Origin of the sequence: Mongoliitalea lutea (genome assembly GCF_014652135.1) — a bacterium.
Taxonomy (GTDB): Bacteria; Bacteroidota; Bacteroidia; order Cytophagales; family Cyclobacteriaceae; genus Mongoliitalea; species Mongoliitalea lutea.
The window spans coordinates 152,594-164,741 of record NZ_BMYF01000002.1 but is presented as its reverse complement, the minus strand read 5'-3'; the positions used below and the strand labels follow the sequence as shown (position 1 = coordinate 164,741).

The 12,148-nt window shown below is 38.8% G+C and carries 7 protein-coding genes and 1 riboswitch; of the genes, 2 read left to right on the top strand and 5 right to left on the bottom strand.

Features of this window, described 5'->3' with window-relative positions:
• Nucleotides 1-102: 102 nt before the first annotated feature.
• From metF to IE080_RS02370, 3 genes are read right to left on the bottom strand one after another with little or no spacing between them, the layout of a single operon-like run.
• Nucleotides 103-1,056, bottom strand: coding sequence for a methylenetetrahydrofolate reductase [NAD(P)H] (gene metF, locus IE080_RS02380; RefSeq protein ID WP_189578839.1), 954 nt, complete (start codon nucleotides 1,054-1,056; stop codon nucleotides 103-105).
• A gap of 10 nt (nucleotides 1,057-1,066) precedes the next feature.
• Complete coding sequence (gene metH, locus IE080_RS02375) at nucleotides 1,067-3,769, bottom strand: methionine synthase (protein WP_189578838.1); 2,703 nt, start codon at nucleotides 3,767-3,769, stop codon at nucleotides 1,067-1,069.
• Entirely contained in the window at nucleotides 3,762-4,808 is a 1,047-nt protein-coding gene (locus IE080_RS02370; RefSeq protein WP_189578837.1) for a homocysteine S-methyltransferase family protein, read from the bottom strand. The genes metH and IE080_RS02370 overlap by 8 nt, the downstream gene beginning before the upstream one ends.
• A gap of 55 nt (nucleotides 4,809-4,863) precedes the next feature.
• Nucleotides 4,864-4,963, bottom strand: a riboswitch (SAM riboswitch).
• A 122-nt stretch (nucleotides 4,964-5,085) separates the two neighbouring features.
• On the opposite strand from IE080_RS02370, the gene IE080_RS02365 reads away from it, so the two are divergent.
• Nucleotides 5,086-5,643, top strand: coding sequence for a RidA family protein (locus IE080_RS02365; protein ID WP_189578836.1), 558 nt, complete (start codon nucleotides 5,086-5,088; stop codon nucleotides 5,641-5,643).
• On the opposite strand, the gene IE080_RS02360 is transcribed toward IE080_RS02365, so the two are convergent.
• Nucleotides 5,640-6,947 (bottom strand): hypothetical protein, encoded by a 1,308-nt coding sequence (locus IE080_RS02360; RefSeq protein WP_189578835.1) that lies wholly within the window; start codon nucleotides 6,945-6,947, stop codon nucleotides 5,640-5,642. The genes IE080_RS02365 and IE080_RS02360 overlap by 4 nt on opposite strands.
• 60 nt (nucleotides 6,948-7,007) lie before the next feature.
• Nucleotides 7,008-9,872, bottom strand: a complete 2,865-nt coding sequence (locus IE080_RS02355) for a PAS domain S-box protein (RefSeq protein ID WP_189578834.1) — start codon at nucleotides 9,870-9,872, stop codon at nucleotides 7,008-7,010.
• Between the two features lie 93 nt (nucleotides 9,873-9,965).
• Between IE080_RS02355 and IE080_RS02350 the strand changes: the two genes are divergently transcribed.
• Entirely contained in the window at nucleotides 9,966-12,134 is a 2,169-nt protein-coding gene (locus IE080_RS02350) for a S9 family peptidase (RefSeq protein ID WP_229800458.1), read from the top strand.
• The last annotated feature ends 14 nt before the right edge of the window (nucleotides 12,135-12,148 follow it).

The window sequence follows — 12,148 nt, the reverse complement described above, 5'->3', positions numbered from 1 at the left end:
CAAAGTTTTTTTGACGATGGTTTAGGATAAAAACCATTTTATTCAACTTTGGAAAAGTTCACATGCCAAGAAAGTCATCCAAGATAATTCAATCCATAGACACTAAAACACCTCTTTTGCTATCTGATAAGTAGCTTCCGCCTTACTCATAGTATAGTAATGAAGCACCTGTACTCCATTGTTGATTAGGTCCTTACTTTGATGAATCGCCCACTCAATCCCCACCTGTTTTACATCTGCGTTAGTTTTACATTTTTCCAATTCATCCATCAAAGCATCTGGCATATCAATAAAGAAGGTACGTGGCAACATACTGATTTGTCCCAAAGTTGTGATAGGTTTCAATCCTGGAATAATTGGAACATCAATCCCCATCTCACGCACTTTTCTGACAAACTCATAGAATTTTTCATTATCAAAAAACATCTGAGTCACGATATACTCTGCTCCAGCATCGATTTTTTCTTTCAGATATTTGAGATCAGTCCGTAGGCTGGGAGCTTCAAAATGTTTTTCTGGATAGCCTCCTACACCTACACAAAAATCAGTATGGAAACTAGTTTCCGTCTCTTCATGAAGGTACTTTCCATGATTCATTCCAATGATTTGTTTCACCAAATCTTTGGTAAATGCATGGCCTCCTTCTTCTGGTACAAACTTATTTGCTGTCTTGGGAGCATCACCTCTCAGTGCAAGGACATTTTGTACACCAATAAAGTTTAAATCAATCAAGGCATTCTCCGTTTCCTCTTTGGTAAAACCTCCACATAGCAAATGGGGCACCGCATCTACATGAAAGCGGTTCATTATCGCTGCACAAATACCAACAGTACCCGGTCTTTTTTTGGTGGCCACACGCTCCAACAAACCATTGGGATGCTTTTTATAAATAAACTCTTCCCTGTGATAGGTAACATCCACAAAAGGTGGCTTAAATTCCATTAAGGGTGCAATACCATCACACAAATCCTGCATACTCTGCCCTTTCAATGGAGGCAGGATTTCAAATGAAAAAAGGGTCTTTTCAGCCTGAGCTATATATTCGGTAATTTTCATAGGTTCTTGATTAACTTTCAATAGGTTGTTGAGATGGATTATAAGCGAGATTTGGGGATAACCATTTTTCTGCTTGAGCAAGAGATACACCCTTTCTTTTGGCATAGTCTGCTACTTGATCTTCTCCGATTTTTCCTAACCCAAAGTACTTACTCTCCGGATGTCCAAAATAAAATCCAGAAACAGAAGAGGTTGGATACATGGCAAAGGAGTCTGTTAAGGTGATTCCCGTGTGTTTTTCTACATCCAAAAGTTCAAATAAGGTACGCTTTTCAGAATGCTCCGGACAGGCAGGATAACCAGGTGCAGGTCTAATACCTGTGTAAGCCTCTTTGATAAGCGATTCATTGTCCAAGTTTTCTGTCTGCGCATATCCCCACAGCTCTTTTCGGACCAACTCATGCAAATACTCCGCACCAGCCTCTGCTAATCTATCTGCCAAAGCCTTGAGCATGATATCGTGATAATCATCATGTGCAGCTTGAAACTCTTCCAGTTTTTGTTCGATTCCCCAGCCAGCAGTAACCGCAAAACCTCCCATGAAATCCTCTTTTTCCGGATGTAAGTAATCAGCCAAAGATCGATTAGGTACTCCTTTCCCTTTTTTGCCTTGCTGTCGCAAGAAATGAAAGCTTAGCTCTTTTTCAGGGGAAATAATCGTCACATCATCACCTGACCGCTTTAATGGAAATAATCCAACCACCGCTTTGGCACTTAGCCAATTTTCAGCAATAATCTGGTCCAACATGCTATTCGCTTCCTGATACAATCGTGTCGCTTCTGCCCCAACTACGGGGTCTTCCAAAATTTTCGGATACTTCCCAGACAACATCCAAGTACTAAAAAACGGGGTCCAATCAATGTAATTTCTCAAAATGTTCAAATCCAAATCTTCCAATACAGTAACTCCAGTTTGGATTGGTTTGACAGGCACATAATGATCCCAATCAATAAACACAGGATTGGCTTTAGCCTCTTCATATGAGACCAACTGCTTGACCTGCTGCTTGGCTTCGTGCTCTACTCGTAATTTCCTGTAAGTCTCCTTGATTTGGACATGATAAGCTTCTTTAGTTTCCTCAGAAATAGATTCTCCCGCAATTGGTACGGACTTGGATGCATCTGTCACATGGATTACTGTTCCTGAGTAAACTGGATCTATTTTGACCGCAGTATGAATTCTGGAAGTTGTCGCCCCACCGATCAACAAAGGGATTTTCAACCCTTGCCGCTCCATTTCAGAAGCCACATTGACCATTTCATCTAGTGATGGTGTAATCAATCCGGAAAGCCCAATGATATCTACCTTATTTTTGATGGCTTCATCAATGATTTTTTGAGCCTCGACCATGACTCCTAAATCAATGATATGATAGCTATTACATGCCAACACCACCCCTACAATATTTTTACCGATATCATGCACATCACCCTTTACTGTGGCTAGCAAAATTTTCTTCACACTACTTTGCTCAGCATTGAAATCGGCATCACCCACTTGTGGCATAAAGGGTTCCAAGTAAGCCACAGCCTTTTTCATAACCCGGGCAGACTTCACCACTTGAGGCAAAAACATTTTCCCTTCCCCAAACAGGTCACCTACCACGTTCATGCCATCCATCAATGGCCCTTCGATGACTTTCAATGGATTTTGATATTTCAATCGGGCTTCCTCTGTATCTTCAATGACAAAGTCGATGATTCCTTTTACAAGTGCATGCTCAATACGTTTTTCAACCGCATCCGAACGCCAAGCTTCATTGACCACCTCTTTTTTGCCCGCAGATTTCACAGTCTCGGCAAATTCCAATAAAGCCTCTGTTGCTCCTTCATGTCTGTCAAACAAGACATCCTCTACTTTTTCCAAGAGATCTTTGGGGATATCATCATAGACTTCCAACATGGTAGGGTTGACGATACCCATATCCATTCCATGCTTTATCGAATGGTACAAAAATGCAGCATGCATGGCTTCCCTTACGCGGTCATTGCCACGGAAAGAGAAACTCACATTGCTGACACCCCCACTCACTTTTGCTCCGGGAAGGTTTTGTTTAATCCATTGGGTAGCCAAGAAAAAATCTAGTGCATTTCTTCTGTGCTCTTCCATTCCCGTAGCTACTGGGAAAATATTTGGATCAAAAATGATGTCGTGAGGATTAAATTTCACCACATCCACCAAGATATCGTAACTGCGCTTGCAAATCTCTATTCTTCGCTCATAAGTATCTGCTTGTCCATGTTCATCAAAAGCCATGACCACTACAGCGGCGCCAAATTTTTTGATAGTTTTGGCTTGATGAATAAACTCTTCCTCTCCATTCTTCAAACTGATGGAGTTGACAATGCTTTTACCTTGTACACATTTCAAGCCTGCGACAATAATTTCCCATCGGGAAGAGTCTATCATGATTGGAATACGGCTGATTTCCGGTTCAGACGCTATCAAATTCAAATACCGGGTCATGGCTGCCACTCCATCCAACATCCCCTCATCCATACATACATCCAATACCTGCGCTCCTCCCCTTACCTGATCTAAAGCTACATCCAACGCTTCATCAAATTGACCATTCAAGATCAATCGGGCAAACTTCTTAGATCCAGTCACATTGGTCCTCTCCCCTACGTTGACAAAATTGATCTCAGGAGTGAAGACCAAAGGCTCCAAGCCCGATAATTTTAACACTTCACTATGACGTATCTTACTCATCGCTGCTAACTTCAAATTCTCTAACTCTAGGCGTGTATTTTCCTGCAATTTCTGCTATTGCACGGATATGGTCTGGCGTGGTACCACAGCAACCACCCAGGATATTTACATAACCCTCTTTCAAAAAGACCTCAATTTGATCTGCCATTTCTGAAGCTCCCTGATCGTACTGACCAAATTCATTAGGCAAACCTGCATTTGGATAGGCTGATACCAAAAAAGGTGCATTTTCAGCCAATACTTTCAAATATGGCCTCAACTCTTTCGCTCCCAAAGCACAATTTAAACCTACTGAGAACAAAGGAACATGAGAGACAGAAATCAAAAACGCTTCTGTAGTCTGACCTGAAAGAGTCCTTCCAGAAGCATCTGTGATCGTACCGGAAATCATCACGGGGACTCCACCTTCTTCTGGATTCAAAGGAATATTCCGTTCTTCAAAAACCTCTTGGATAGCAAAAAGAGCAGCCTTTGCATTCAAGGTATCGAAGATCGTTTCGACTAACAAGATATCAGATCCTCCATCCAATAAGCCTCTTACTTGCTCCTCATAAGCGGCCACCAATTGATCAAAGGTAATTGCTCTGTAGCCTGGATCATTGACATCTGGGGAAATGGACGCTGTACGATTGGTCGGTCCCAAAGCCCCCGCCACAAATCGAGGTCTTGCCGGATTCTTTGCCGTAAACTCATCTGCCACTTCTCGTGCAATTTTGGCTGAATAAAAGTTGATATCATATGCCAAATGCTGCAGGCCATAATCTTCCTGAGCAATTGAGGTACCCGAGAATGTATTGGTTTCGATAATATCAGCTCCAGCTTCAAAATAGGCTGCATGGATTTCTTTAATAATTTCCGGTCTTGAAAGAGAAAGCAAGTCATTATTCCCTTTCAAAGGTTTGGGATGTGACGCCAAATCGACTGTTCTAAAATCCTCTTCGGATAATTTATAACGCTGAATCATGGTACCCATGGCACCATCTAAAATCAACACTTTTTGCTTAGCTAAGGCTAGTAATTGTTCTGTTCTTTTGTTCATATTTTCAATCAAAAAGCTTATACGAGAAGAACCGGAAGATAAAAGTTGAATCAACCGCTCATCTTTTTCCGGCATTTCCGGAAGGGGAATTAGCACCTTGTATTCAGGTTGCTAAGACGTCGTAGGGCCCACCCCTCGGTCTTTCTCGATAAGCAAGTCCAAATTTACAGACAAAAGGTGGAATTATTGGACTTTTTTGCAAAATATTCCCTCTTCCTAATCAAAAACATCAAAATCAAGGATGAAACTTGTGTAAATTGTAAACAAAAAATCCTCTATGAACTATCGCTTATTCCTTCTTTTGTTCATTCTTGGTTGCCAACCTGCCAAAGAACAATCAAGCAATGAACCTGTACCTCAAGAAATCGCCGCTTGGGACGCTGACGCAAAACTTGTGGAATTGGGTATTATTCTTCCCGAAATCTCTAGCCCTATTGCCAACTATGTACATGTGGTTCGGACTGGAAATCTTCTGTTCTTGGCCGGAAAAGGTCCACAACTTCCGGAAGGAGGATATGTATTAGGAAAAATCGGAAAAGACCTAAGTATAGAAGAAGGCAAAGAAGCTGCACAATTAACCGCAATTGCACAGTTAGCGGTACTCCAAGCAGAACTTGGAAGTTTGAACAAAGTCAAGCAAATCGTCAAAGTCTTAGGAATGGTCCATTGTGAGGACGATTTTACACAACATCCTCAGGTGATCAATGGGTTTTCTGATTTGATGGTAGAAGTTTTTGGAGAAAAGGGGAAACATGCACGATCTGCTCTTGGGATGAACTCCCTTCCTTTAGGCTTTGCTGTGGAAATCGAATTGATTGTGGAAATCGAAAACTAAGGTCGAATTCCCAAACTTACTTGCACATACGGGTTACTCATGTAAGATGCCATTCCCAAATCCCCCAATCTATAAGCGCCTAATGGTTGCTCATAGCCTGCATGCACTGCTGTGAAGACTTTGAAGAATTTACCCAAGGCAAGCGGTAAACCATAACCTATATATACCTCCGGCTTTACCATTAACCCTCTTCCTGTCAACCGTCCATCAAAATCAGGTTCTTCAAACAATGCTGGAAAATCAGGTTTATTGGGATTATACAAGGTATAGCGCAAATTCCCATAACCGAGACCTCCGAGTACACCCATCTCAAGGTTTTTAAACTCAAAAAATTTCTTTCCCAAATTGGCATACAACCGCACAGAATTAAGTGTATGCTCCAACTGCTCAGATGCCTGACCACTCATACCTAGGTTGTATAAATCCATACCATACAACCAATCCTTGCTGTACCCCATGATTTTCAAACCCCAATTATTCGGTCTTCCTGAAAAGGTATTGTATCCTTTCTCGGCTAATCGTTCATTCAAAGCTTTGGGCGAAGTAAAATTCATACTTCCAAAAAGATGAACTCCAATATCTGCATCTTTGTAAAAATAATTGTGGTCAGGAATGGAAATCCCTGCTCCTACCCTAAGGAAAGCACCACTTTGGATAGAGCTAAAGCTAATACCGTTCAGCTTCCAGGAATCTTCAAAAGGGGAAAAAGAATAGCCAAATTTAGCGATCAATTCCAAGGCTTCACTACGTCCAGGGATAGGCAAATCATAAGCCATCTGAAAACCAAACTCTGTCAAAAATCCCGTCATATTCAAGCTACTCTGCTGAACATTTCCATCCCTTAAAATATACCCCTGACGAGGATTATCCATAAATTGACTAAAGGTAGCAGGCTCATCGGGACGCAACATCTGAAAATTCAAATATCCTGCTCCTACTGCCATGTAGTGGATCAATTGAAATCTACCTTCCTCTGTAAAAGCAAAGCCAACATTTAACATGGCGCGCGTAGTGCGATACCCAATTGTATAATCATCGAAATCCGATCGTGGACCAGAACTTTGGATCAGTTCCATTCCCAAAATAAAATCATTGAATCGAGCCATGTATCCAAGGGTGTAATTGGTATACCCTTTTCGCATAGGACTTAATCCCTTATCAGCCAATAAATTATTAAACTCTCGTAAATTGGCCCCTGTGGTACCGATAGTACTGTAAAAAGTAGATCTATTAGTCATGGAAGACTGCGCATACAAGTCTTGGAAAAATAAGAGACTAATAAAAAGCCCTGCTATAATTTTCATTTTGGTGAATTTGTCCTCAAAAATACAGCTATTGTTAAAAAAAAATAAAATAACGAACAATTATGTTTGTAAGTGCCTTATGAGTTTTAAATAAAGACTCTCAGGATTAAATGGTTTTGGAACATAATCATCCATTTTTAGATTTTCAAATTTCTCCATTACCTCTTCCCAAGGAGAGGCAGTCATTGCAATTATTGGGAGGTTCCTAATTTCCAATTTAGAATGTGACCGAACAAATTTCACAACTTCTAACCCATCTTTTCTAGGCATTTGCAAATCCAATAATAATATATCAAATATATTACAATCAAGCATTTCAATAGCTTCCTGACCATCATTGACAATAGTAAAATTATCAACACCCCATTTTTTCATGAATTTTCTAACCATCATTTGATTGACAATATTATCTTCTGCGATTAACAATCGGGCCTCTTTCAAATTATCCTCTAATTGATTAATAGGCGATGATAGAGAAGTAGTGGTTGAACTTCCAAAAGGAAAAAATATTGGAAAACTTATTGAAGTACCTTTATTTTCTTGGCTATCTACATGAATTTCACTATCAAACAATTGAATTAGTTTTTTTACTATCGCCAACCCTAATCCTGTTCCCCCAAACTTACGTGTTGTTTCTGTACTAGCTTGAGTAAATGCGTTAAAAATATCTTTAATTTTATCATCGGGGATTCCAATCCCAGTATCTTCTATTAAAAAATCTAATATTAAACCATCACTTTTCTGAGTTTTTAATTTAACAGATACCCTAATGAATCCTTTTTCAGTGAATTTAATGGCATTAGATAACAAATTATTTATTATCTGACCAACTCTAACTGCATCTCCCAAGAGGTTTGAAGAAATTCTTTCATCAAATTCAAACAAAATTTGAAGGTCTTTTTCTCTTGCTTGATACTTGTATGACATTATAAATGTATTTATGAGATTTTTTAAATCAATAGGCACATATTCTATTTCCAACTTACCAGACTCCATCTTATTGAAATCTAGAATATTGTTTATCAAACTCAATAAATTCTCAGCTGAAAACTGCAAGGTTTTCAAATTTTCCAATTGATCAGATCGAGGATTTTCTTCAATCAATAAATGAGTAAGTCCAATAACTGCATTCATTGGTGTACGGATTTCATGACTCATTATGGATAAAAATTGACTTTTAGCCTTTGCAGCCATTTCCGCACGTTCTTTTGCAAAAACTAATTCCTTTTGAGCTTCTCGAAGTTTCGTCACATCACGAGCAATTCCATTATATAAAAACTCTCCGTCGCTACTGTATACAACCTTCGCATTCGATGAAAATGCTTTAAAATCATTTTCTTTGGTACGAAGCTTAAATTCCAAGTATTGGTTTTTCAACAAAAAATGTTCGTCTATTTTTAAAAATTCTTCAAAAGCTTCTAAGTCACTTGAGTGCATATATTGGGTAAGTTTGGTCCCAATTACTTTTGATGACTCAAAACCTAAAAATTGCTCAACATTAGGTGATAAATAGATAATTGTCAAATCTGGTTTTAAAGAAAAAATAATCTCAGTACTATCTTCAACAAGTGTTCGAAATTTTTCTTCACTCTTCAGAATTTGCTCTTTACTCTTGTGAACATCTGTAATATCTACGAAATAACCATATAATTCTCGTAAGTTGAGATTTTGATAAATTTTACTTTGAATGTGAAATTTTATGTACTTACAATCGCCATCTATGCTTTGAATCACGAATTCCCCTGTCTCAATAGAACCAGAGGTGCTTACTTTTTTAATTTTTTGAAGGAACTTTGATCGATCTAATTCAGGAATTAACCTCAATGCAGTAAATACACTCAAGTTTAAATCATTTGAACTTATCTGAAACAAATCTTTAAATCCAGGCGTAATAACGACTTTTTTTTGATTTTCACTAAACCGCCATGAACCTGATTTGGCCAAAATCTCAGTATTTATCAATAAGTTTTCATTTCTATCTAACCTTTTCTTTATTGACAAATTGACAAAAGCACCTGAAAAAATATCCCCCAATTGCTTTAAAACTAACAAATCTTTTACTTCCCAATCAAAGGAGTCCGCAAAATCAGTAAAACCAAAAAAACCAGATAATTGATTACCTACTAAAATTGGAATAATTAAATGATTGGATTCTAAAAAAAGCTCTGATAAATCCCCCATAAGCTTATGACATACTGAATCGGAATATCCTTTTTCAAGGTAAATTATTCCATCAGAATATTCATCTACCAACACATCAGTTAGCAATTCATAACTTAAAAAAGTTGGTATTTGATCTAAATCTTCCCCATGTTTATACAAAAGTTTGACATCCTTTTTATCAGAACTAACCCGATAAATATAACTTTTTTTTGCCTTGAAATAGGAGGAGAAATTTTTTAAAGAATATAAAAATGCTTCATCTAGATTAGTGTAAACAGAGTTTACAAATTTTGTAGAACAATTAGCTAAAAGGGACTCTAGCTCAAACTTTCTATCAAGTGATTTTTTTGTATAAAAAAGATCAGTAATATCCCGGCCATTAAACAAAATTCCCTCAACATTCGGATCATCCAATAAATTGATTGCCAAATTTTGCAACAACATCTTTTTACCGTCAGCTTTTGTCATCCAAAAATCAACAGTAACTTGCTCTTTTGTTTCAAGAAGTTTATTAAAAATTTGTCCATCTATCTCTATTATTCCCTTATCAACAAACTCCCTAAAAGATTTTCCAATAATTTGATCTGGCTGGTATCCTAGTATATCTATTGCTGCTGGACTAATATATTTGTAATACCCGTTTTTGTCTAAGATGGCAACCATATCCAAACTTCTACGCATAACACCCCTAAGAAATGATAATTCGGCATCATTAGAGGAAAAAGAAGGTTGATGATAGTCGGATTTTTTAAATACGGTCATATCCTTGACTTAAAGGGGGCTTAAACACGGTGATTTAACAGTAAATTAGCGAAATATTAATGAATTAACATTCAATTTTAAAATAAATCCTTCATGAATTATCCAACTTTGAAAAAATCGTTAATGCTTTTGCTCTGGATTTGCTGTGTGCATTTAGCCATTGGGCAAGACAATAAAAAGATTTTAATTTCAGATCTGACCAAGATTGTTCAGACAAACAATCATCAAATCAGTCCCGATGGAAATTATGTGTATTTTGTCAAAAATCATATCGAAGTAACTGGAGAAGATTCATATCAGTATAAGTCTCAAATCTGGAAAACGGAGCTAAAAGCACCATTCAACAGTACACCGGTAACCTCTTCAGATTACAATGTTTCCTCCTTTACACTTTCTCCAGATGGAAAGCATCTTGCATTCACTCGAGCAAAAGATGGAAAAGCTCAAATATATTTGCTTCCTACTGCTGGTGGAGAAAGCCAACAGCTTACCAAAGAAAAAAATGGCGCGTTTAGTCCTGTATGGTCACCAGATTCTAAAAAGATTTTATTTTCTGTAAGTTTACCCATTTGGGCAATTGAAGGAAACCCTGACTGGGAACAACCAAGACCTGGCAGAGCTTATGGAGATGAGCCCAATTATAAAGCAATCCAAGCAGGTTTGGCTAAGGAGGAAATTAAACCAAATCCAGATGGAAGCTTAGAGGAAATGCGCGCATTTCTAGCCAAGAACAATTCCAAAAACGATCCAAAAGTCATTGACCGTTTGAATTTTCTTGGTGAGTTGGATTTAAATCCTGAATTAAATTTTTCACACTTGGGAATCATTGATGTGCAATCTGGTGAATCAGAAATCATCACCAAAGGCTTTCAGAGTTTCTTTGGGGGTACTTGGAGCCCTGATATGCAACATATTTATTCATCGTCCCTCTTCAACGATATTCATCCAGATGAAACTAACCACACAGAAGTTTGGAAAATCAATATCTCAACCAAAGAAGCTAGTAAATTTTTTGGCTTAGAAAATCACCGGGTGGGTAATCCAAGCTTTTCTCCCGATGGTAGATGGATTGCTGTAGGTGGACAAAATGTAGAAGAGCCATCCTACAATCAATCCATGATCGGAGTCATGAGAGCAGATGGAACTGGTTTTAAATGGATCACTGAGTCTCTGGACCGATCTGTTTCTTCACCAACGTGGACAGCAGATTCCCAAAGTATCTACTTTACAGGTGCTAGCAATGGGGGATTCTATTTGTGGAAGGCGGCGGTGAATACAGGAAAAATTGATCCTGTCATCAGTGCCCAAGTCGGCGTCGGCAGCTTCGATATCGTAGGACAGCGATTGGTCTATGCACTGACCAAGGTGGAACATATCTCTGAAATATTTGTAGCCGACCTCAATAACCGCAATCCTCAACAGATCAGCACTTGGAATCAAGGATGGCTAGCAGGCAAAAAGCTATCCAAGCCTAGTTTCCATACCTTACAAACAGCAGATGGTTTTGAAATTGAGTATTGGGTGATGCCTCCTGCTGAGGTAAAAGCGGGCGTAAAGTATCCTACCATCTTAAATATGCACGGAGGACCTTCTGCTATGTGGGGACCAGGAGAAGGCTCTATGTGGCATGAATTCCAAGTAATGGCAGCTAAAGGCTATGGTGTAGTATATGCAAACCCAAGAGGTAGTGGCGGTTATGGCAAGGCATTCCAAAAGGGTAACTTCCAGGATTGGGGAGATGGACCTGCAGCGGATGTGTTAGCTGCTTTGGACAAAGCTACGGAACAATACGATTGGATTGATAAAGATCAATATTTCCTAACAGGTGGATCCTATGCAGGTTATTTGACTGCTTGGATTGTGGGACATGACCATCGATTCAAAGCTGCTTTTGCGCAACGCGGAGTGTATGAATTGACCTTCTTCTTGGGAGAAGGAAATGCTTGGAGATTAGTTCCCAATCATTTTGGCTATCCTTGGGAAGAGGGCGTTAAAGAAATAATGGATTATAATAGTCCACAAACCTACGTTCAGAATATTCAGACTCCCCTACTCATCAAGCATGGAGATCAGGACTTACGAACAGGTGTAAGACAATCAGAACTCCTGTACAAGAGTTTGAAAATATTAGGTAAACCTGTAGAATATGTACGTTATCCAGGTGAAGGCCATGAACTTTCCCGCTCGGGAGCTATTCATAGAAGAATTGACCGAATGGCTAGAATCATTGAATTCTTTGAGCGCTATGTTGAACACCCCTAATTGACTAACAAACT

Bases quoted from the DNA above. Each gene is read 5' to 3' on its own strand.
- metF (WP_189578839.1), bottom strand. From the start codon at position 1,056: ATGAAAATTACCGAATATATAGCTCAGGCTGAAAAGACCCTTTTTTCA.
- metH (WP_189578838.1), bottom strand. From the start codon at position 3,769: ATGAGTAAGATACGTCATAGTGAAGTGTTAAAATTATCGGGCTTGGAG.
- IE080_RS02370 (WP_189578837.1), bottom strand. From the start codon at position 4,808: ATGAACAAAAGAACAGAACAATTACTAGCCTTAGCTAAGCAAAAAGTG.
- IE080_RS02365 (WP_189578836.1), top strand. From the start codon at position 5,086: ATGAACTATCGCTTATTCCTTCTTTTGTTCATTCTTGGTTGCCAACCT.
- IE080_RS02360 (WP_189578835.1), bottom strand. From the start codon at position 6,947: ATGAAAATTATAGCAGGGCTTTTTATTAGTCTCTTATTTTTCCAAGAC.
- IE080_RS02355 (WP_189578834.1), bottom strand. From the start codon at position 9,872: ATGACCGTATTTAAAAAATCCGACTATCATCAACCTTCTTTTTCCTCT.
- IE080_RS02350 (WP_229800458.1), top strand. From the start codon at position 9,966: ATGAATTATCCAACTTTGAAAAAATCGTTAATGCTTTTGCTCTGGATT.